The sequence below is a fragment of the Aquaspirillum soli genome, assembly GCF_054781915.1.
This window is the reverse complement of sequence record NZ_BAAGTM010000007.1, coordinates 1-21,653: the sequence shown is the minus strand read 5'-3', so window position 1 is coordinate 21,653 and position 21,653 is coordinate 1. Positions and strand designations below refer to the sequence as shown.

At 51.1% G+C, this 21,653-nt stretch carries 23 protein-coding genes; 10 read left to right on the top strand and 13 right to left on the bottom strand.

The window, feature by feature from the left end; genetic code table 11:
- From ACYVJG_RS08025 to ACYVJG_RS08010, 4 genes are read right to left on the bottom strand one after another with little or no spacing between them, the layout of a single operon-like run.
- Nucleotides 1–1,698: a SulP family inorganic anion transporter gene (locus tag ACYVJG_RS08025; protein ID WP_460430596.1), complete on the bottom strand. Its 1,698-nt coding sequence runs from the start codon at nucleotides 1,696–1,698 to the stop codon at nucleotides 1–3.
- Nucleotides 1,698–2,117 (bottom strand): DUF6691 family protein, encoded by a 420-nt coding sequence (locus tag ACYVJG_RS08020; protein ID WP_460430595.1) that lies wholly within the window; start codon nucleotides 2,115–2,117, stop codon nucleotides 1,698–1,700. Before ACYVJG_RS08020 ends, ACYVJG_RS08025 begins: the two co-directional genes overlap by 1 nt.
- A complete protein-coding gene (locus ACYVJG_RS08015; protein WP_460430594.1) occupies nucleotides 2,114–2,548 on the bottom strand; it encodes a YeeE/YedE family protein in 435 nt (144 codons plus the stop codon). The genes ACYVJG_RS08020 and ACYVJG_RS08015 overlap by 4 nt, the downstream gene beginning before the upstream one ends.
- On the bottom strand, nucleotides 2,545–2,907 hold the full coding sequence (locus ACYVJG_RS08010) for a metalloregulator ArsR/SmtB family transcription factor (protein WP_460430593.1): 363 nt from the start codon (nucleotides 2,905–2,907) through the stop codon (nucleotides 2,545–2,547). Before ACYVJG_RS08010 ends, ACYVJG_RS08015 begins: the two co-directional genes overlap by 4 nt.
- A gap of 131 nt (nucleotides 2,908–3,038) precedes the next feature.
- On the opposite strand from ACYVJG_RS08010, the gene ACYVJG_RS08005 reads away from it, so the two are divergent.
- From ACYVJG_RS08005 to rlmH, 4 genes are read left to right on the top strand one after another with little or no spacing between them, the layout of a single operon-like run.
- Nucleotides 3,039–3,905, top strand: coding sequence for an MBL fold metallo-hydrolase (locus ACYVJG_RS08005; RefSeq protein ID WP_460430592.1), 867 nt, complete (start codon nucleotides 3,039–3,041; stop codon nucleotides 3,903–3,905).
- A gap of 22 nt (nucleotides 3,906–3,927) precedes the next feature.
- The gene (gene nadD / locus ACYVJG_RS08000; RefSeq protein ID WP_460430591.1) at nucleotides 3,928–4,578 is read left to right on the top strand and encodes a nicotinate-nucleotide adenylyltransferase; all 651 of its coding nucleotides are present in this window, start codon (nucleotides 3,928–3,930) and stop codon (nucleotides 4,576–4,578) included.
- Nucleotides 4,575–4,943, top strand: coding sequence for a ribosome silencing factor (gene rsfS, locus ACYVJG_RS07995; protein ID WP_460430590.1), 369 nt, complete (start codon nucleotides 4,575–4,577; stop codon nucleotides 4,941–4,943). The genes nadD and rsfS overlap by 4 nt, the downstream gene beginning before the upstream one ends.
- A gap of 14 nt (nucleotides 4,944–4,957) precedes the next feature.
- Entirely contained in the window at nucleotides 4,958–5,428 is a 471-nt protein-coding gene (gene rlmH, locus ACYVJG_RS07990; protein ID WP_460430589.1) for a 23S rRNA (pseudouridine(1915)-N(3))-methyltransferase RlmH, read from the top strand.
- Here the strand turns inward: rlmH and aauR are convergent, their stop codons facing one another.
- The 6 genes from aauR to ACYVJG_RS07960 all read right to left on the bottom strand — a co-directional run bounded on the left by aauR (nucleotide 5,429) and on the right by ACYVJG_RS07960 (nucleotide 13,590).
- On the bottom strand, nucleotides 5,429–6,769 hold the full coding sequence (gene aauR / locus ACYVJG_RS07985; RefSeq protein WP_460430588.1) for a two-component response regulator AauR: 1,341 nt from the start codon (nucleotides 6,767–6,769) through the stop codon (nucleotides 5,429–5,431).
- A complete protein-coding gene (gene mutS, locus ACYVJG_RS07980; protein WP_460430587.1) occupies nucleotides 6,762–9,356 on the bottom strand; it encodes a DNA mismatch repair protein MutS in 2,595 nt (864 codons plus the stop codon). Before mutS ends, aauR begins: the two co-directional genes overlap by 8 nt.
- Nucleotides 9,357–9,667: 311 nt before the next feature.
- Nucleotides 9,668–10,735, bottom strand: a complete 1,068-nt coding sequence (locus tag ACYVJG_RS07975) for a sulfate/molybdate ABC transporter ATP-binding protein (RefSeq protein ID WP_460430586.1) — start codon at nucleotides 10,733–10,735, stop codon at nucleotides 9,668–9,670.
- 38 nt (nucleotides 10,736–10,773) lie between these two features.
- The gene (gene cysW, locus ACYVJG_RS07970) at nucleotides 10,774–11,673 is read right to left on the bottom strand and encodes a sulfate ABC transporter permease subunit CysW (RefSeq protein ID WP_022653644.1); all 900 of its coding nucleotides are present in this window, start codon (nucleotides 11,671–11,673) and stop codon (nucleotides 10,774–10,776) included.
- Nucleotides 11,674–11,684: 11 nt separating this feature from the next.
- Nucleotides 11,685–12,521 carry a sulfate ABC transporter permease subunit CysT gene (gene cysT / locus ACYVJG_RS07965; RefSeq protein ID WP_460430585.1) on the bottom strand — a complete coding sequence of 279 codons (837 nt, stop codon included), beginning with the start codon at nucleotides 12,519–12,521 and terminating at the stop codon, nucleotides 11,685–11,687.
- Between the two features lie 73 nt (nucleotides 12,522–12,594).
- Complete coding sequence (locus ACYVJG_RS07960; protein WP_460430584.1) at nucleotides 12,595–13,590, bottom strand: sulfate ABC transporter substrate-binding protein; 996 nt, start codon at nucleotides 13,588–13,590, stop codon at nucleotides 12,595–12,597.
- Nucleotides 13,591–13,815: 225 nt separating this feature from the next.
- Between ACYVJG_RS07960 and ACYVJG_RS07955 the strand changes: the two genes are divergently transcribed.
- Both ACYVJG_RS07955 and ACYVJG_RS07950 read left to right on the top strand, forming a co-directional pair.
- A complete protein-coding gene (locus tag ACYVJG_RS07955) occupies nucleotides 13,816–13,992 on the top strand; it encodes a hypothetical protein (RefSeq protein ID WP_460430583.1) in 177 nt (58 codons plus the stop codon).
- Nucleotides 13,989–15,635, top strand: a complete 1,647-nt coding sequence (locus ACYVJG_RS07950; RefSeq protein WP_460430582.1) for a methyl-accepting chemotaxis protein — start codon at nucleotides 13,989–13,991, stop codon at nucleotides 15,633–15,635. Before ACYVJG_RS07955 ends, ACYVJG_RS07950 begins: the two co-directional genes overlap by 4 nt.
- A 1-nt stretch (nucleotide 15,636) precedes the next feature.
- Here the strand turns inward: ACYVJG_RS07950 and ACYVJG_RS07945 are convergent, their stop codons facing one another.
- Complete coding sequence (locus tag ACYVJG_RS07945) at nucleotides 15,637–16,788, bottom strand: GGDEF domain-containing protein (protein ID WP_460430581.1); 1,152 nt, start codon at nucleotides 16,786–16,788, stop codon at nucleotides 15,637–15,639.
- Nucleotides 16,761–17,789, bottom strand: a complete 1,029-nt coding sequence (locus ACYVJG_RS07940; protein WP_460430580.1) for a type IV pilus twitching motility protein PilT — start codon at nucleotides 17,787–17,789, stop codon at nucleotides 16,761–16,763. The genes ACYVJG_RS07945 and ACYVJG_RS07940 overlap by 28 nt, the downstream gene beginning before the upstream one ends.
- 47 nt (nucleotides 17,790–17,836) lie before the next feature.
- Between ACYVJG_RS07940 and ACYVJG_RS07935 the strand changes: the two genes are divergently transcribed.
- The 4 genes from ACYVJG_RS07935 to ACYVJG_RS07920 all read left to right on the top strand — a co-directional run bounded on the left by ACYVJG_RS07935 (nucleotide 17,837) and on the right by ACYVJG_RS07920 (nucleotide 20,557).
- The gene (locus ACYVJG_RS07935; protein ID WP_460430678.1) at nucleotides 17,837–18,541 is read left to right on the top strand and encodes a YggS family pyridoxal phosphate-dependent enzyme; all 705 of its coding nucleotides are present in this window, start codon (nucleotides 17,837–17,839) and stop codon (nucleotides 18,539–18,541) included.
- A 218-nt stretch (nucleotides 18,542–18,759) separates the two neighbouring features.
- The gene (gene proC, locus ACYVJG_RS07930; RefSeq protein ID WP_460430579.1) at nucleotides 18,760–19,572 is read left to right on the top strand and encodes a pyrroline-5-carboxylate reductase; all 813 of its coding nucleotides are present in this window, start codon (nucleotides 18,760–18,762) and stop codon (nucleotides 19,570–19,572) included.
- Nucleotides 19,572–20,156 carry a YggT family protein gene (locus ACYVJG_RS07925; protein ID WP_460430578.1) on the top strand — a complete coding sequence of 195 codons (585 nt, stop codon included), beginning with the start codon at nucleotides 19,572–19,574 and terminating at the stop codon, nucleotides 20,154–20,156. Before proC ends, ACYVJG_RS07925 begins: the two co-directional genes overlap by 1 nt.
- Nucleotides 20,157–20,251: 95 nt before the next feature.
- Nucleotides 20,252–20,557 carry a c-type cytochrome gene (locus ACYVJG_RS07920; RefSeq protein WP_022653633.1) on the top strand — a complete coding sequence of 102 codons (306 nt, stop codon included), beginning with the start codon at nucleotides 20,252–20,254 and terminating at the stop codon, nucleotides 20,555–20,557.
- A gap of 236 nt (nucleotides 20,558–20,793) precedes the next feature.
- On the opposite strand, the gene ACYVJG_RS07915 is transcribed toward ACYVJG_RS07920, so the two are convergent.
- Nucleotides 20,794–21,653: RNA-guided endonuclease InsQ/TnpB family protein (locus tag ACYVJG_RS07915; RefSeq protein WP_460430577.1), on the bottom strand; the 860-nt coding region annotated here is incomplete at its 5' end.

The window sequence follows — 21,653 nt, the reverse complement described above, 5'->3', positions numbered from 1 at the left end:
TTAATCCATACGAAAAAACTCACTCACCTGATGCGTACTGAGGAAGATTTGACCTTGGAAGCGGGTGAGGAAGTCGTTTTGCTGCAGGCGGTCGTAGACGGGGCCTTTGACCTCGGCAAGGTGTAGGGTAATGCCTTGTGTTTGTAACTGTTGTTGCCATTGCAGCAAGCACGCAAAAGCACTTGCATCAATGCTGTTGACGGCTGACAGCACCAACACCAAATGTTTCACCTCAGGCTGTTGTTGTATACGACGGTTGATGTTGTCTTCAATAAATTGCACATTGGCAAAATAAAAACTCTCATCCACTCGCAACAACATCACCCCCGGCAAACGCTCGACTTCTGGATAGCGTAGGACGTTGCGATAGTGTTGAGTATTGGGCAAACGGCCCAGTTCAGCGATATGAGGATGGCTACTGCGCCAAACCAAAAACGCCAAGGAACACGCCATCCCAACCATGATGCCCTCGGCCACACCGGCTAACACCACCGTAAAAAACGTGAACAGCATGGCTAAACCATCGGCACGGTCATAACGCCAAATTTGCCGCATCTCAGACCAACCAAACATACTCGATACCGCTATCACAATCGTGGCAGCTAACACCGCTTGCGGTAGAAATTGCAGCACATCACTGGCAAATAACAACACCGGCAGCAGCAACAACGCGGTGATCACTGACGACATTTGCGTGTTGGCGCCAGCAGCAGCATTCACCGCTGAACGTGATAAACCACCGGTGACGGGCATTCCGCTGCTGAGCCCTGCGGCAACATTGGCCAAGCCCAAGCCAGCCAATTCACAGTTGGCCTCAATCCGTTCTCCACGCCGTAATGCCAACGACTGTGCCACCGAAATACTTTGCACAAAATTCATCAGGCCCAATAACAACGCAGGAACAAACATGGTTTGCCATTCCCGCCAAGTTAAATCTGGCCATGACCAAGTAGGTAATCCACTGGGAACAACACCAATTGTATGCCAGCCCCAACGCCAATCTAAACGCCAATACGCCGTTGCCGCCAATGCCAATACCACCCAAACCGCAGGGGCAAGGCGGGTGGCAAGGTTGGCCCAAAAAGCCGCCATACCGAGTCGTTGTAAGCTGGCGCTGAGAAAACCACGCGACCACCAAAGAAATAGCAAACTGGCGACCGATAGCCACAGCGTGGGGCCGTGGGTGTGTGGTAGTGCGTGGATCAGATGTGGGACTTGTACTAAAAAAGAACGTCCACCACTGTCCACACCAAACAGCGGCGGCAATTGCGATAAAATAATCAACACTACCGAACCGGCGGTAAAACCGGTAATGACGGGTTGGCTGAGGTAATGCGCCAGCCAGCCCATTTTTAAGACAGCAAATCCCAGCAAAAACAGCCCAGATAACAACGCTAACGCCAACGCATAATGCACCGCTTGCACACTGCCCGCATGGGCAAAGGGCGCAATCGCCGCCCCAGTCATCAAAGCGGTCACCGCCATCGGGCCAACCGATTGTTGCCGACTGCTACCGAGTAAAGCATAGGCAACCAAGGGAATCACGCTGGCGTATAAACCCGTTGCCGGTGGTAAACCGGCCAACATTGCATACGCCAACCCCTGCGGCACCAGCAACAAGGCAACCACCACCCCCGCGCTAAGGTCTCCCACCCACCAAGTGGATTGATAGTGGCGTAACCAAGTCGGCAAACACATTAAGCTGTCCGCATCCGCTCGATAACGGCAAAAGCCAACATGCCGGTCACCATCGCAGCCACGAAGACCACACCTTGCCATGCGCCAGTGCCCAATAACACTAAGCTAGGCCCCGGACAAATGCCGGCCAATCCCCAGCCAATGCCAAACAACAGACTGCCGCCAATTAAACGTGGCGTGAGTTGTGTTGCCGTGGGTAGCTGCATGGGGCATTGCAACAAGCTGGTTTTGCGGTGTTGTAACAAACGAAAACTGACCAAACCAACTGCAATGGCGCCTGCCATCACTAAAGCAAGGCTGGGGTCCCATGTACCAGCCACATCCAAAAACCCCAACACTTTTGCTGGATTGGCCATGCCAGCCACAATTAAACCGAGACCAAACACCACGCCAGATAACAAAGCTGTCAGCAGTTTCATACCAACCCCAAGAGGTGACGCACGACATATACGGTGGCAAAGCCGGTGAACATAAAACTCAGTGTGGCGACCAGTGAACGCAACGAGAGACGCGATAAACCACACACGCCATGACCACTGGTACACCCCGAGGCATAGCGCGTACCGAGCCCTACTGCCACACCCGCGAGCACCAATAACACGGTGTTATGGGTAACCTCGCTGTGCGGAAACTCGCCTTGCACCACCCACCACAACAGGGGCGCACCCACAATGCCTGCAATAAAGGCCAATCGTTCACCCTTGCCCTCGGCACCTTCCAACAGGCCACCGAGCATGCCACTGATCCCCGCAATACGACCATTGAACGCCAATAACAGCGCCGCTGCCACGCCAATCAGTACGCCACCAGCCAAGGCCGATAGCGGAGTAAACGATGACCATGCAATCATGGGTGTTCGCCTCCACAATAAATTTGATACAGGGTTTGTAAAATCGCTTGGACTTTTTCACTTTCCAAGCGGTAGTAAATCCATTTGCCATCGCGGCGGGTGTGTACCAAACCTTCGTTACGCAACACGCCGAGCTGTTGCGACAAACTGGGTTGGCGAATCCCCGTTAAACGCTCTAATTCACTGACGGTTTTTTCACCGGTCACCAATTGGCACAACAACATCAAACGGTCACGGTTGGCTAAACCTTTTAACAAGCACGCCGCTTCGTTGGCATTGTTGCGTAGCATCTCCAAGGCATCGGCAGGCAATTCTGTTGCGGCCGATGTTGAGACGGAATCAAGCACAGGGGTATCCATGTGATGGGTTTCCTCAAATAATTTTTTGCTCATTGAGCTTTTTTGGTTGAAATACATTATATTTTTTTATAAATTGATTGCAAGTAGAAATTGCGTTTCCTTTTCAAAAAAATGAATCAAAGAGGCCATTTATGAATCAAGTTCATGTTCACAGCCTGTTCCATGAGCCAACCAGCACCTTCACCCACATTGTCTACGATCATCCACAGGGCAAAGCGGCGGTTATCGACCCAGTGTTGGATTACGAAGCCAACAGCGGTCGTACCCATACCCAACAACTTGAGCTGACCATCGCGTTTTTACGTGAACAGCAATTAGAACTGGTGTGGATTTTGGAAACCCACGCTCACGCCGACCATTTGTCGGGGGCACAGATTTTGAAGCAAAAACAGGGGGGAACGGTAGCCATTGGTGAGCATATTTCAACCGTACAATCTTATTTTGGCAAAGTATTTGATATTCCTACAGAAGAAATGGAAAAAGGCATCAGTTTTGACCATCTTTTTGCCGATGGCGAGACCTTTGACATAGGTTTATTGCAAGGCCAAGCATTACACGTGCCAGGCCATACTCCAGCCGATATGGCCTATTTAATCGGGGATGCCTTATTTGTCGGAGACACCTTGTTTATGCCCGATGTCGGCACGGCACGTTGTGATTTTCCGGGGGGCGATGCCGCCACACTCTACCGTTCAATCCAACGGCTCTATTCGCTGCCGGATAGCACACGGGTATTTATGTGCCACGATTATCCACCGGCCTCGCGTCAGCAAGTGCAGGCCGTGACAACGCTCACAGAAGAAAAACAGCACAACATTCACCTACGAGCTGAGACCAGCGAAGCCGATTTTATTGCCCGTCGCCAAGCGCGAGATGCACAACTGGCTGTGCCAAATCTGTTACTGCCCTCGATCCAAGTCAATGTCCGAGGTGGTCACCTACCAAAAGCAAAAGCCAATGGCACCGCCTATTTGCAAATTCCGCTTAACCTGATTTAACTGACTGTTTTACACTCGCGGAATGAATACTTCTTCTGCGATTGGTGTATTTGGTGGGACATTCGACCCAATTCATATTGGACACCTGCGGCTTGCCTGTGCTTTTCGCGATGAACTGGGCTTGCATGAGGTTCGCTTGATTCCCACTGGCGAACCACCCCACCGTCAGCGCCCTTATCTACCGGCCACGGTACGGCTGGCCTTGGTACAGGCTGCAGTACGCGATCACACAGGCTTAGTCGCCGATGAACGCGAAGTGCGTCGCCACGGCTATTGCTATACCGTCGATACCTTGCGCGAGATACGCCAACAAATTGGCCCAACACGGCCACTTTATCTGTTGATTGGTGGCGATTCGTTATTGCAGCTGCATACTTGGTGCGAGTGGCGACAGTTGTTTGCCTTAGCCCATCTGGTTGTTGCTACACGACCGGGCTTTGCGATGGCAGATTTAGCCCCCGAGGTGCAACATTTCTGGCAAACTCGACAAGCCGATGATTTTGCAAAACAAAGCGCGGCAGGTACAATCCGCACCTTGTCTCTCGCACCGTTAGATGTATCAGCCACCCAGATTCGTGCCAAATTACAGGCCAACGAGGATGTCAGTGCCTTATTACCCCCCGCTGTGCGTGAGCCCTTAATGACTTATCTGCATTGCAAAAAGACTCAATGAACACAGAAGAAATTGCGGCATTGGCCGTTGAAGCCCTTGAAGACATCAAAGGCAAAGAAATTGTTAATCTCGATACCAGCGAACTGACCTCGTTGTTCCAACGTTTGGTAGTGGCGACTGGTGATTCCAACCGCCAAGTTAAAGCCCTTGCCCGTAGCGTTGAAGCCAAATTGAAAGAAGCCGGTGTCGATCTGGTGGGTACTGAAGGCGAAGAGTACGGCGAGTGGGTATTGGTCGATGCAGGTGAAGTGGTGGTGCATGTGATGTTGCCTGCAGTACGCGATTACTACGACTTAGAAGCCTTATGGGGCGGTCAAAAACCGGTGTTCAATCCCGCCGGTGGTAAGCCGTGGCAGGCAGTCTAAACGGCGCGTAATCGGTGAGAATTACCCTATTAGCTGTGGGTAGCAAAATGCCGCGTTGGGTAGACGAAGCCTATCAAGATTACGCCAAGCGGCTGCCGCGTGATGTGGCATTGCAACTGCAAGAAATCAAGCCAGAAAAACGCGGTGGCGGTGTCACCGCAGAAAAAGGCATTGCGGCAGAACATGCGCGGCTTTGCGCCGCCCTACCTGCCCGCAACAAGCTGGTGGTATTGGATGAACGCGGTCATCAGTGGACCAGTAAACAGCTGTCACAAGCACTCGCACGCTGGCAACAAGAGGGGGACGATGTCACCTTTGTGATCGGTGGTGCCGACGGCTTACATCCTGATTTGAAAGCGCGGGCGGATGTTTTGTTGCAGTTGTCTGCCCTGACTTTGCCTCATGGCATGGTGCGGGTGTTGTTAGCTGAACAGCTGTATCGCGCCGTTTCGATTCTGAATAATCACCCCTACCATCGTGAATAGCTAGGCTTGGTTGCCCAAGCCGTATTTTTTCACTTTGTCGAATAAAGTGGTCTTAGCCATCCCTAGCGCAACACTGGTTTGGCTAAGATTTCCGTTATGCCGTTCTAAAGCCTCTTTTAACAAAGTGCGCTCAAACGCCTCGACTGCCTCAGCAAACGAAGGACCCGAGCCATCGGGCACGCTCTTCTTAAAAATGGGCAAACCCAAGGCAAAACGCTCAGCCACATTTCGCAATTCGCGTACATTCCCCGGCCAATCATGTGCCATCAAGCTGGATACCGTGCTGCGGTCGAGCGTGGGAACAGGTCGGTCGAAGCGCAGCGAAGATTGCTGTAAAAAATGCTCAAATAACAGTGGAATGTCTTCGCGACGCTCGCGCAATGGAGGCAGCTCTAAGGTCACCACATTTAAGCGATAGTACAAATCGCTGCGAAAACGGCCCTCGCGCCCTTGTTCTGCCAAATCTGCCTTAGTCGCAGCAATCACCCGACAATCGACCGCAATCGGTTGATTACTGCCTAACCGTTCCACACTGTGTTCTTGTAACACCCGCAACAGTTTAATCTGCAAACTGATCGGCATACTTTCTACCTCATCAAGAAACAAGGTTCCCTGATGGGCATGTTCAATTTTGCCGATTCGCCGTTTACCCGCACCAGTAAACGCATGGGCTTCGTGACCGAAAATTTCGCTTTCAAACAAATTTTCCGGCAATCCACCACAGTTGAGCGCGACAAATGCACGTTGTTGACGGCGGCTAAAATCGTGCAAACAACGGGCAACCAATTCTTTGCCGGTACCGGTTTCACCTTCAATGAGCACATTGGCCGAAGTATCCGCCACATTGCTAATCAATTCGCGCAACCGATGCATGGCAGCCGAACGGCCAATAATGCGGGCTTCCAGCGCTTGCCGGCCAGCCAACTGCCGCCGTAACGACGACACTTCGCGTGCCAAGCTGCGCTGTTCGAGCGCACGGCGACTGACTTCAACCAAGCGTTCAGGGGAAAACGGCTTTTCCATAAAGTCGTATGCCCCTTCGCGCATTGCCCGCACCGCCATTGAGATATCACCATGACCCGTGATTAACACCACCGGCAAAGTAGCATCTTTCTGTTTAAGTGCCGACAGCAGGCCAAGACCATCCATCCCCGGTAGGCGAATATCGCTAATCACAATCCCAGCAAAATCCTCTGCGATTTTGGCTAATGCCGCTTCTGCTGTGGTCACGCCTTCACTGGGAATATCCTCCAATGCTAACGCTTGCTGACAACCCAATAGCACATGGGGATCGTCTTCGACAATCAACACCGATAGCGGCGCCGCGATATTGTCATACATCTTGAATGTCCCCTTGTTGAGTGTGTGCAGCTTGTACCAGTTGATATAACAAGTCCATTGCAGCGCGTGGCGTCAGTTCATTGGGGTCAAGTTGGCGCAGTTGCGCAACAACCGGATGGGGTTCGATCACAGGTAGGCTCGGAGGCGGGGGGGCCGTGAATAAATCGTCAGTGGCCGCTGGCACAGTCTGGCTTTCTAGTTCAGCCAGTTTCCGCCGTGCCTGTCGAATCACGCTGGCAGGCACACCGGCCAAACTGGCCACTTGCAAGCCATAGCTGCGACTGGCGGGGCCTTCTTTTACATGATGCAAAAAGACGATTTTGTCTTTGTGTTCTAACGCCGCTAAATGGACATTTGCCACCATCGGATACGCTGCCGCCAAGCGCGTCAATTCAAAATAATGGGTGGCAAATAAGGTATAAGCGCGATTATGTTCAATCAAAGCGCGAGCAATCGCCCACGCCAATGCCAAGCCATCAAAGGTTGATGTACCACGTCCCACCTCATCCATTAACACCAAGCTCCACTCATCGGCATTGTGGAGAATGTTGGCGGTTTCTGTCATCTCGACCATAAAAGTGGAACGACCACCGGCAAGATCATCCGATGCCCCAATCCGCGTAAAAATCCGCTCAACACGGCCAATCACGGCTGCCTCGGCAGGGACAAAGCTGCCGATATGGGCCAATAACACAATCAAGGCCACTTGCCGCATATACGTTGATTTCCCTCCCATATTAGGGCCAGTGACTAACAACAGTTTGCGGCCTGCATGTAAGTCACAGTCATTCGGGACAAATTGTGAGACTTGTGCCTCTACCACGGGATGCCGCCCTGCGCGCAGGGCAAGGCAAGCATAGGGGACAAACTCAGGGCAAACATAATGCTGTTGCTGTGCCAGTTGTGCGAGGGTGTTCAATACATCCAGTGCCGCCACAGCTTGGGCTAGCGCCTTGAGCGATTCAAGGTGTGTTATCAATTGGTCGAGTAGCTGTTCATACAGCTGTTTTTCCAAGGCCAATGCGCGATCACGAGCAGAAAGGGCTTTGTCCTCGAAGGCTTTAAGCTCGGGCGTGATATAACGCTCAGCATTTTTCAGGGTCTGGCGGCGACGATATTCCGCCGGTACTTTATCTGCTTGGGCCCGACTGACTTCAATATAAAAACCATGCACACGGTTGTATTCCACTTTGAGAGTGGAAATGCCGGTGCGGCTACGTTCTCGTTCTTCGAGTTCAGCGAGAAATTCGCCACCGTGGTGCTCGATATTGCGTAGTTCATCTAACTCCGCCGCGTAGCCTTCTGCAATCACGCCCCCTTCGCGCACCAACGCGGCCGGTTCTGGCAAGATGGCACAGGTCAATAACGTAGCAACCGGACAGTCAACTGTCGGCAGTTGTAGTCGGCAATGTTGCAATAATGGACTGGCCACTGTCGCTAAAGATGTGGCTAACGCAGGCAGTCGCTGTAGGCTGTGGCGCAAACTGGCGAGATCACGCGGGCGCGCACTGCGTAAAGCAATACGAGCGGTAATGCGCTCGATATCTGCAATGCCTTGCAATCCTTCAGCCACTTGCGCCGACAAGGGCATTAACTCAGCAACCGCCTGTTGTCGTTGCCGCAGGTGATCATGGTCACGCAGCGGATGATGCAGCCAATAGCGCAATAAACGGCTGCCCATCCCCGTTGCACATTGGTCTAATACTGAAAACAGCGTGGGTGCACGCTCTCCGCGCAAGGTTTCGGTAAGTTCTAAATTACGGCGGGTGGCGGCGTCCATTTGAATATAAGCGGAGACCGATTCCACGGTTAAAGAGTCGATATGTGGCAGGGCACCGTTTTGGGTTTGTTTAACATAGTGAAATAACGCCCCTGCCGCGCCGAGGGCAGCGGTTAAATGCTGTGCACCAAAGCCACTGAGATCTTGTGTTGCAAAATGCTGGGTTAAAGCCGCTAACGCGCTGTCAAGATCAAATTGCCACGGTGCAATGCGCTTAATAGGCTGTCGCCATTGTTGTAGAACAGCCGGTGTGAAATCTTCTGCCAACAATAACTCTGCCGGCCGCAATCGCTCCAACTCAGCGGCTAAATGTTGGCTATCCGTTTCTAAAACACGAAAACTGCCGCTGGCCAGATTCATCCACGCCAAACCCAATTTACCGCGCAACAGATGAATTGCCACAATCAAACTGTCTTGCTTGTCATCCAATAAAGCTGCATCAGTTAACGTCCCCGGTGTCACCACGCGCATGACCTTACGTTCAACCGGCCCTTTGCTGGTCGCTGGATCGCCGATTTGCTCACAAATCGCCACCGATTCGCCCAATTTGACCAACTTGGCCAAATACTGTTCTAAAGCATGAAAGGGTACGCCCGCCATCGGCACCGGCTGACCTGCCGATTGACCACGACAGGTTAGGGTAATGTCTAATAACCGTGCAGCCCGCTCGGCATCATCATAAAAAACTTCATAAAAATCCCCCATCCGATAAAACAACAATTTATCCGGATGGTCGGCTTTCAAACGCAGGTATTGCTGCATCATCGGGGTATGTTGTTCTGGCTTGGGGGCGGAAGTTGGCGTCATCGTTGAGTGAGGGCAATAAATAATAAAGACATAGAAAAGCCTTTTTTCTATTTGATAAAACTAGAAATTGGCTCGGGCAGTGCAGTGTATTCTATGCCGTTTTTGCCTATCAACCTGCGACAATGCAGCGATAACGATTTTTTGTCCTAGATTGATTTTACGGCGCACAGCCAACATTGCCTTGTGTTTGGGCCTTGTTACGGCACCTGCATCGCGTTTACCACAGACTCAACAACTCAAATCCTTGATGCAAAAACGTAAAAACGGCGACTGTTGCGGTCGCCGTTTTTACATTTTTGCTGTGAACCAGTTTAGATGTGAGCCCCTTCATCAACAAACACCGCCACTTTACGGGGGCGAATATAGACCTGATCGCCTAACATCAAACGCAGCGATTGATATTGTTCCTTGGTCAGGGCAGCATCGATATAGGCATCGCTGTCATCACGTTTTAATTCAACACGGACAATCGGCCCTACGGCGTGGATATGCTCAATGGTGCCAGAAGCCAAGGCCGCCCCGGGTTCACGCGATAACTCGATATCATGCGGCCGCACATACACTTTCGCCGCCCCATCCGTGGCTGATGGGTCAGCAATCGGGTGTGCATAGTCGCCAATTGCAACTTGCCCAGCATCGACCCGACCGTGGAATAAATTCACATCCCCTAAGAATTGCGTCACAAAAGGCGTAGCAGGGGTTTCGTAGATTTCATCTGGTCGACCGGCTTGTTCAATCCGGCCATGATTCATCACCACCACACGATCCGATACTTCTAATGCTTCTTCCTGATCATGGGTAACAAACACGCTGGTAATGTGCATTTCATCGTGCAACCGGCGTAACCACCGGCGCAAATCTTTACGCACCTTGGCATCTAATGCACCAAACGGTTCATCTAACAACAACACCCGAGGTTCGACGGCCAACGACCGCGCCAAAGCAATCCGCTGCCGCTGTCCACCCGACAACTGTGCAGGATAAGCGTCTGCCAGCCAATCTAATTGCACCAATTTCAATAACTTCATCACCCGTTCGCGGATTTCTTCTTTGGAAGGACGCGAACGACGCGGACGGACACTTAAACCAAACGCCACATTATCAAATACGGTCATATGGCGGAACAGCGCATAGTGTTGAAAGACAAAACCCACTTGGCGTTCTGACACGTGGCGATCGGTAGCATCTTCACCATGAAACAGAATTTGACCGGAATCGGGGGTTTCTAAGCCAGCAATAATGCGCAATAAAGTGGTTTTGCCACAGCCAGAGGGCCCCAGCAACGCCAATAATTCACCCGAAGCAATGTCGAGATTGATATTTTCTAGGGCAATAAAATCGCCAAAGGTCTTACGTACATTACGGATATCGATACTCATGACAAAACCATCCTTAATTCGTCGTCAGGCCATCACACTTAATGTGCACTTGCCAAGCGAGCGCGGGCTTCTAATGGCACGGCATCGCCTTTATGTTGTTGGGTCGCGCGCCATTCCACAAAGGTTTTGAGCGCCAATGTCACCAAAGCCAAGCCAGCCAATAACGAAGCACAGGCAAAAGCACCGATGAAGTTATATTCGTTGTAAAGAATTTCGACATGCAGGGGAACGGTATTGGTCTGGCCACGAATATGTCCCGAGACCACACTCACTGCGCCAAACTCACCCATTGCACGGGCATTACATAAAATCACGCCATATAACAGACCCCACTTGATATTTGGCAGTGTCACACGCCAAAAGGTCTGCCAGCCAGAGGCCCCTAAGACCAAAGCGGCTTGTTCCTCGTCGGCCCCTTGTGCCTGCATCAGAGGAATTAGCTCACGCGCAACAAAGGGGAAAGTCACAAACACAGTAGCCAATACAATGCCGGGGATGGCAAAGATAATTTTAATATCATGCTCAGCAAGCCACGGGCCTAACCAGCCTTGCGCCCCAAACAGCAACACATAAATCAAGCCAGCCACCACCGGCGAGATCGAGAAGGGCAAATCGATTAAAGTTGTCAGCAGCGCCTTACCACGGAACTCAAAACGAGCAATTGCCCACGCGGCGGCAACACCAAAGACCAAATTCAGCGGCACTGCGATTAAGGCAGTAATCAATGTCAGCTTAATGGCATTGACGGCTTCAGGATCGGTTAGGGCTGCGAGGTATAAATCCCAGCCTTTGGCCAAGGCTTCCCAAAACACAGAAACCAGCGGCACAAATAAAAATAAAGTCAGAAAAACTAATGCAAAACCAGTTAGCACATAGCGCACCACAACAGATTCAGTTGTCGCGGCAGTGCGCTCGGTTTGATTGGTTGCCAGTGCCATCGCTTTTTTCCTTAACGAATACCGTGGCGACGTCCTGCCCACCACTGGATGCCATTGATGAGTAACAGCATCACAAACGAAATCATCAACATCACGACCGCAATCGCTGTGGCACCGAGGTAGTCGTATTGCTCCAACTTACCAATAATCAGCAAGGGGGTAATTTCTGACACCATCGGGATATTGCCAGCGATAAAGATCACCGAACCAAATTCACCAGTTGCGCGTGCTAGGGCCAAGGTAAAGCCAGTGAGCAACGCCGGCAGCGTGGCAGGAAAAATCACCCGCTGAAAAATTTGCCACCGATTGGCACCAAGACAGGTCGCCGCTTCTTCTAATTCTGCTTCTAAATCCTGCAATACCGGCTGCACTGTCCGCACCACAAACGGCAAGCCAATAAAGGTCAGTGCCACCATAATCCCAATCGGGGTAAAAGCGACTTTAATCCCTAAAGGCTCTAAATACTGACCAAACCAACCGTTTGGCGCATACAGTGTGGTCAAGGCAATCCCCGCCACCGCAGTGGGCAAGGCAAAGGGCAAATCTACCAATGCATCAACAAAGCGCTTGCCGGGGAAGGAATAACGCACCAACACCCACGCGACCAAAAAACCAAAAAAGGCATTGATTAACGCTGCCACTAACGACGCACCAAAGGACAGTTTCAACGAAGCAATGACACGATCAGTCGAAACCGTTTCCCAAAATCCCTGCCAGCCTAGCTCGCTGCTTTTCAGCACCAAAGCCAACAGCGGCAACAACACAATTAAGCACAACCAAAACAGGGTATAACCCAAGCCCAAACCAAAGCCGGGTAAAACGCTGTGTTTTTTATTGAATAAATTCATCTGAACGCTGCTTTAAGCAAAACCTCGTTGGAGCAGGCTGCCTATCACGGATTGGATGGGCAGCCCGACACGATTAACGCTTGGCGTAGATTTGATCGAACACACCACCGTCTTTGAAGTGGGTATCCATCGCTTTTTTCCACGAACCGAAGGTTTCTTCCACGGTAAAGGTTTTAATCGTTGGGAACTGTTTGCTGTACTTTGCTAACACTTGTGCATTGCGTGGACGCAGATAGTTTTGTGCAGCAATTTCTTGTCCTTCTGGTGACCACAGGAATTTCAAATAATCCTCAGCCACTTTACGAGTGCCTTTTTTATCCACCACTTTGTCAACCACGCTGACCGGACTTTCGGCCAGAATTGATACCGTCGGATAAATTACATCAAAACTGCCACGTCCAAACTCACGCGCCACCATTTCGGCTTCATTTTCAAATGTCACTAAGACATCACCGATATTGCGTTGCATAAAGGTGGTGGTTGCAGCACGCCCCCCAGCATCTAACACCGGCACGTTTTTGAATAACGACTCCACATACTGACGGGCCTTGGCTTCACCACCGGCTTTTTGTGCCTGACCCCATGCTGCCAAATAGGTGTAGCGACCATTACCCGTGATTTTTGGATTCGGAATAATCACTGCCACGCCTGGTTTAGTCAGGTCGTTCCAATCTTTGATTTGTTTTGGATTGCCCTTGCGAACCAAGAAGATCATGGTTGACGTAAAGGGCGCTGCATTGTCAGGCAGGCGTTGCTGCCAGTTTTTTGGCACCAAAGCGCCACGCTCAGCCAATAAGTCAATATCCGGTGCTTGGTTCATGGTGATGACGTCGGCTTCTAATCCACTCACCACACTCATGGCCTGTTTACTGGAACCACCGTGTGACTGTTGCACAGCAATATCTTGTCCGGTCTGGGCCTTGTAAGACTTTTGGAATGCTGGATTGAGGTCTTTATAAAAATCTCGCATAACGTCGTAGCTGACATTCAGAATCGAGGTATTGGCAAACGCCGTTCCCGATAAAGCAAGGCTAAGCGCTAACACGGTTTTGCTGATAAAGGCTTTCATGGTCTGGCATCCTGAGTGATTCACAATGAACGCGACTATACCTGTGCCTCTTTATTACTTGAAATATTATTTTGCAATACAAAAAATATATTTTGGTTATAACGATTTTGCTGGCCGATGATCCTATAGTTGCATCGCAACAAAAAATGCATAAAACATGATTATTCCTGTAAACATCAAACCGTAAATTGCTTGACATCTTTGGCCAGACATTGAAGGAAAACCATGATGTTCTCCCCTCAATCCTCCTCGATTGCCAATGCGATCTGCCATGAGTTAAACGCCGCCTGCCAACGCCTAAAACAATGCGAATCGGCCCTCAGTGAGCTCTTAGAAAACATCGAAGAAAACTGGTCTCCAACACAAACCGAACAATTACATCACGAGGGAGCACAGGGATGAGTGTGCGCTTACGCCTATTTGCCCTTGCACTGTTAGCAATAGGCGCCATGGGTTTAGTGGGTTTGTTGGGCCTATCCGGTATGCGGCTCAGCACAGAAGGCATGAAACTGGTGGTGGATTTACACCTGCCAGCAGTGCAAGGTGTGGCAAATTTAAATAAACAGCGCTTGGCGATTGAGTTGGCACAATATCAACTGTTAACCGATGGCTTTATTCCGGAACCTGAGCGGGTGAAACATACCCGACAACTCACACAACAACTGTGGCAAAACCTTGAGCAGAGTAAAACCCGTTACTTGGCTTTAGCACGTGGAGAAAAAACACGGGCGCAATGGGCCAAAATTGAACCACTCTGGCAACAATGGCAACAGCGATCACAACAACTTGACCAGCTCTTAGCGGTGCCGGAAGTCACCGCGTCGGTACTCGACCAATATCGGGCAGGGTTGGCTGAGATGGCACCGTTGATGCAGCAGCTAGAACGTGAGTTAGAAACCCTATTAGAGATGACCAACCGTATCGCCAATGAAAATGAAGCGGCATTGGTCGACACCCTGCAACAAAACAGTCAGGCTATTCTGTGGTTTGGTTTATTGGCCACAGCGGGGTTTATTCTTTTGGCGCAATGGATTATCCGTACCATTCTGCGCCCGCTGAATGCAATGCGCACCACGGCGGAAAACAGCAGCCAAGACCTTGATTTAACGCGGCGTTGTCAAATCAAAGGCCAAGACGAAATTGCCCGTACTGCACAAGCATTTAACCACCTACTGGATACCATCAGCCATAGCTTTGCGGTGATCGTGAAAGAAGGGGATAGCGTCAATCGAGTGGCAGAAGAAGTGGCCACCGCCTCACAACAAATTGCCTCTGCCACCGAAGTGCAAAGCGAGTCATCAGCCAGCATTGCTGCATCTGTCGAAGAAATGCTCACAAGTATTGCCCAAATTGCCGGTAACGCTAATCAAGCCCTACAGGCCTCAGAATCGGCACAGCAATTAGCCAGCAGCAGCGATAAAGTCATCGTACAAGCCGCACAAGAAATCCAAAACATGGTGCAAGCGATTCAAAGTTCAGCTGAGGATGTCTCACACTTGGCAGCACGTACCGATGAAATCAGCCGCATTGTGCAAACCATTGCTGCAGTAGCGGAACAAACCAATTTATTGGCTTTAAATGCTTCGATTGAAGCTGCACGAGCAGGAGAACAGGGGCGAGGGTTTGCTGTGGTAGCGGATGAGGTTCGGCAACTGGCAGAGAAAACTCGCATTGCCACCACTGACATTAGCCAAACCATCGCTTGGGTACAGGAACAAACCCGACGTGCAGCAGATAATTTATTGCAGGGTGAAAAGTTGGTCAGTTTTGGGGTATCGCTAATTAGCGGTTTGGTAAAACCCTTAAGCGAATTGCGCGATGGTGCAGTTGTAGCACGACGCGAATTAAATGCCTTGACCGAAGCATTACAAACTCAGTCGGCGACCAGTCGCCATATTGGCAGCAATGTTGAATCATTAGCCGCGGTTTCTGAACAAAACAGCGCTGCAGCCACACAATCCGCTTCGGCAGCACAATCGTTAAACGACAGTGTGAGCACCTTGCGCCAGCAATTGGCCCGTTTCCGTTTGCCAGAAACGGTGTAAGTTACACCATCGAGGCTTCCGATTCTTCTTGCCGTGGGGCCGTGTGAGGGGAGAGCGTTTCTATCAACACCCGATCACGGCCTTGTTCTTTTGCCGCATACAACAACAAATCAGCGCGGTGTAGCGCGTGGTCTAATGACTCGCCTTCCTGTACGGACACAATCCCACCACTGAAGGTGACAACACCGTGTAGCAAATCAATCGCATACAGCTGTTGTCGCAATTGAATTAAACATTGCTCGGCAACAGCAAGGTCCCCCGGCACCAACAACACAAATTCTTCACCGCCGTGTCGTCCGGCCACGGCTTGCAGCGGAGTCGCGACTTTCTGCGCCAACTCAGCAAAGCGTTTTAAGACCTCATCGCCATAAGCATGACCAAACGTGTCGTTTAGCCGCTTAAAATGGTCTAAATCCATCAAAGCCACACAAAAGGGCTGGCCTTGCCAAGCTTGATAAGATTGTTCCATAGCGCGGCGATTAAACAAACCAGTTAAAGTATCGCGTTCCGCTAACAGCCGGAGCTGTTCAGCCAGCGCGGTGGCACGGTCACGTTCGAGCTGATAACGTCGGCCATAGTTATTCACCAAAATCAGCACGCACACCGCCGTGACAAAATAGCTAAACACCAAATCCCACTGCCGCACTTGTTCATTCGGATAGGGATACACCCATGTCGGGTATTGCTGTTCGACCAATAACAACAGCACAGGTACCAATAAAAATAATAGCTGTAACGCCCGTTGTACCCGTCCCAAGCTACGCAGTACCACCGTGATATAAACCAAACCGATCAAATAAAACATCAGCGTCGGGCCAGCGGAACCACCGTTAAAAAACCAATTCAGGGGTAGATTGAACAACACAAATAGAAAATTAAACGCCACCGCCATGATCTGAAAACGGCCGCACCAACGGGACTGATACCAAAAAAATAGATACAGGGGCACCAACAACAACATTGATATCGCATAGTTGGCCTCGGCTGTTTCCAAAGCCAAATTGAACACCGCGGCAACCAGATGCAAACCGATACCGACCAGTAGCAGGGCGTGATGGGTATATTCAAACGGTTTATCTCGGCTACCTAACCACCAAGCGGAACACCGCTCCCAATAATCATTTTTCATAACCTGTTTTTTACCGAAAGCCATGCGGTGCGCTCAATCACACCTGCATCATAAAGTCGTTGCGTATCTTGCATCAGGGTTTGCATACCTTGGGCTTGTCCTGTTTGTAAGACCGAGAGCAATTGCGCACTATTGCGTTCCCGAATTAAGTTTTTGACAGCGGGGGTAGATAGCAATAATTCAAACACAGCGCGACGTTGGCCTTCTACCACCGTTGGCAATAAGGTTTGTGCTACCACCGCTAATAAGGTATCGGCCAATATCGCCGCCGCCATGTCGCGTTCAGCAGCAGGAAAACTATCAAGCAGGCGATCTACTGCACTGACGGCTGAGCCGGTATGCAATGTTGCCAACACCAAATGTCCGGTTTCTGCTGCCGTGAGTGCCAATCGCATGACTTCTAGATCACGCAATTCCCCGATTAACAAAACATCGGGATCTTGTCGTAAAGCAGCACGCAAAGCGTGTGCAAAAGAGGGGCTATGTCTGCCAATCTCTCGCTGTTGAATCAGGGCATATTTCGCACTGTGTATCCATTCAATCGGATCTTCTAACGTCACAATATGCCGAGGTTGCGTGTGGTTGATGTATTGCACCAAAGCGGCCAACGTGGTGGATTTCCCCGATCCGGTCGCCCCAGTGACTAAAATCAAGCCTTGTTGTCGTACACAACAGGCCAATAACGCATCAGGCACCCCCAAATCGGCCAAAGTCGGGAGTTGTTTAGGCAAAAGCCGCATGGCACAGGATACGCCATGCTGTTGTAAAAAAATATTAAAGCGCACGCGACCCAGCTCAGGAAAAGAGAGGGCGAAATCCTGTTCGTGTTCGCCTAACGCGCTGAGATAGGGCGCAATAGCAGGCTCTCGGTTTAGAATGGTCAATAATGCTTCTGCCGTCACTATCGGCATATCGAGGGGATGTAATACCCCGCCAATCCGTAAAATCGGTACCGAACCACTGACTAAATGGATATCCGATGCCTTGTGTTGATAGGCAAATGCCAACAATTCAGATAACAACACGACAGCGCCTCCCTTATCGCAACAGGCATATTTAACAGAAATTGATGATGACAGAAAACCTCACCCTTTCGTTACACACCATCCAACACCGTCTACGCCAAGCAGAACAAGCAGCCCAGCGCCCTGCCCACAGTGTGCGATTGCTGGCAGTTAGCAAAACTGTGAGCGCAGATCGATTACGGCAGGCTTTTGCCGCTGGCCAAACCGCCTTTGGTGAAAACTATGTGCAAGAGTGGCTGGACAAACAGCAAGCGCTCGCCGATTTGGCGATAGAATGGCATTTTATTGGCCCATTACAGAGTAATAAAACCCGCCATGTAGCAGAGTTGGCCAGTTGGATTCATTCTGTCGATCGGCTAAAAATCGCCCAACGCTTGTCCGAACAACGTCCAGCGGTATTACCACCGTTAAACGTCTGTCTTCAGGTCAACGTCAGTGGTGAAGCATCGAAAAGCGGCGTCGATCCAGCACAAACATTGGCATTAGCACAGGCCATCGCCGCCCTACCCAAGCTGCGCTTACGCGGTTTGATGTGCATTCCAGAAGCCACAACAGATGAATCGGCATTGGCGGCACAGTTTCACTGTTTACAACAGTTATTTGTAGAATTGCAGCAACAAGGTCTAACATTCGACACCCTTTCGATGGGGATGTCTGCCGATATCGAACTGGCCGTAGCACATGGCTCGACCATGGTGAGAGTGGGCAGCGCCTTGTTTGGTGCACGGCCATCGTCTCAACGGGAAGGATAATTTGCAGTAAATCAACTCCCGTCTAAAGACAGAAGCTTTATGGTCAGGAAAACCCGCCACATTCCGGACATTTACAAGGCCGGTTGCACAAACGGCAGTTTGTGCAATCCCCCGTTATTCGGCTTTGCCGCCATGCCACGAGAGGGATACGGGCGACGTACTGACGATAGCGCAATTCCTCCCCTGACTCAAGTCAGGGGTTTCCTCGCGGAGATTCTATGAACATTACATTTATCGGTGGCGGTAATATGGCAACTGCCATTATCGGTGGCTTGGTGAAATTGGCAGACACCCAAATTCGGGTGGTTGAGCCCAATGTGGCGAAGTGCACCGAATTGATTACCCACTTTCGCATTGCAGCCACAGCCACCTTACCAACACAGTTTGACGCTCAAGAAGTGGTGATTTTGGCGGTCAAGCCACAGCAATTAAAAGAAGTCTGTCAACAGATTGCCCCTCGGTTAAACGGGGCGTTGGTGCTATCCATTGCAGCGGGTGTGGGCGTCGCAACATTAAGCCGTTGGTTAGAAGGACATCAGCGGATTGTGCGGGTCATGCCCAATACCCCAGCACTGGTTGGCCTCGGTATCTCAGGTTTATTTGCCGAGGACACGCTAAGCCTTCGCGACCGTACAACCGCCACACAAATCATGGATGCAGTTGGCTCGACGCAATGGGTTGCAGATGAAAAAGCGATGGATGCCATCACCGCGATTTCTGGCAGTGGGCCGGCTTATGTGTTTTATTTAATTGAGGCCCTGCGCGATGCAGCATTAGCACAAGGCTTTGTCGAAGCCGAGGCCCGCGAATTGGCACTGGCGACATTTGAAGGAGCGGTTAAACTCGCCCGTGTCAGCGGAGAAGACCCTGCTCATCTACGTGCCAATGTCACTTCAAAAGGGGGTACGACCGAGCGGGCCATCCTACGCTTTGACCAAGAAGGGGTAAAACACGCCCTGATGGCTGGTGTGGCAGATTGCCGCGCCCGTTCGGAAGAATTAGGTCAATTACTCAATCAGGAAAACCACTGATGCTGCTGGAAACCCTGCGTTTTTTGTTCAAAACGGTCAGCGATTTGTTTGTTTTGGTGGTGTTGTTGCGCTTTTATTTACAGCTCGTGCGCGCCCCTTTTCAACACCCACTGGCACAATTTGTCGTTTCCCTCACCAATTTTGCCGTCTTACCATTGCGACGTTGGGTGCCCAGTATCAAACACTATGACAGCGCAACGTTGTTACTGGCGCTGTTGGTATCGCTGTGTTCAACATCGGTGTTATTGGTGTTGTCGCCTTATCCCTTTAACTTCACCGCCCCCCCCACTTGGCTAGGTGTGGCTTTATTGTCGATTCTGGAACTGTTTCGGGCTTCACTGCATCTATTGATGGGGGCAGTCATTGTGCAAGCGATTCTGTCTTGGGTCAGTCCTTATAATCCGCTGGCCCCGTTGCTCGATCGTCTTACCGCCCCGTTTCTACAGCCTTTTCGCCGCTTGAATGTTGGCGGTGTTGATTTGTCTCCACTGGCATTGTTATTGCTGATTCAAGTGATCTTAATGCTACCAGTGGCATGGATTGAACAGAGCGTGTTCAATTTGTTAACGCGAGTGTTATCCTGATGGCAACACGTTGCGTTAACGCAAAACATCATCGGGCAAAAAGCGCCAAGCTTAGCGCTCGATGGTGATCTTCCTTGTTTATGGAGAATTCAAAAATGAAAAAAGCAATGCTGATTGCTGCTGCCCTGAGCGCAAGTTTTGCTGCTGCCCCTGCTTTTGCCAATCTGCAACTGGCACAGCAAAAAGCCTGTATGTCCTGTCACGCAGTGGATAAGAAAGTGGTGGGCCCAAGCTACAAAGAAGTGGCAGCCAAATACAAAGGTCAGAAAGACGCTGAAGCCAAACTGGTTCAGAAAGTGATCAAAGGTGGCGTAGGCACTTGGGGCCAAATTCCAATGCCAGCTAACAACGTCAGCGAAGCTGATGCTAAAACCCTAGTGAAATGGGTATTGGCACAGTAATTGACTGAGCAAATACTGCCTCATCTATCATGATGAGGCAGCTTAAGCCAACAATGCCGCCCGCTTGTTGCAACACCACCAAACACGCCTCGCCCAAATCAGCCCGAATTCACTCTAGCCACCTCCCCTCTGACGACATTCATCCCTAATTTCCTTCAGCATCTTAATGCCATGCCGTAGTTTGTTGATGTCAACGCAACAAGCAGGTAAATAACCCGCGACTGAAGTCGCAGGCTTTATTGTGAAGCGCAGACATGGTTACCCATATCGACACTCCCAACATCAGGCGTATTTACAGCCGCCCTCGACAGCGGGGCACCGCTGCCGATCCGGGCAAGATTCCGACTTGCATTCAAGTCGCTGTGCGCCCGCAGACCACAGTGAGGGCACTCGAAACGATGTTTCGAGCGCTTCCCCAATCCTCCACAGCACGAGCAGGTCTGGCTGGTGTAGGCCGGGTTGACGTACTCGACCGCGATGCCTGCTGCCTTGGCCTTGTATTCGACGAAGGTTTGCAACTGCCGCCACGCCCAGCGGTGCAGACGGCCACGCATGCGTTTGCCCGCCTTGATGCGAGAGCGAATGTGCGTCAGGTCTTCCATCGTAATCTTGGCAACACCGGTTTGGATCGCCGCCTGAACAATGGCCTTGCTCGTTTCGTGGTTGATGTGCTTCACACGCCGCGCCTCTTTGCCGGAGACCTGCCGGAGCTTTTGTCTCGCGCTCTGGCTGCCGTTGGACTGAAGGCGACGGCGCAGGGCAAGGTAACGGTCGCGCTTGTCGCGCAGATGCTCGCCGCCGAAGACCTTGCCCAAGCTATGGGCAGCGAGGTTGTTTTCTCCGACATCCACACCCATCACAGGGCCGGATGCCACGGGTTCAACGTCGCCCTGCTCGACGACGAGGTTGAAAAACCATTGCCCGTTGCGCAAGACCAGCTCCGCCTCCTTCGGCTGGCCGGATTCGAGAATGCGGCGCTGGTGTTCGCCGAGACGCAACGGCACGGTGATACGCCCATCGAGGGTATAGAGCGAGACGGTCTTGCCTTTGAGGGTGTAGGTGCGTTTGTCGAAGTGGACACTGGCGCGGTTGAAGC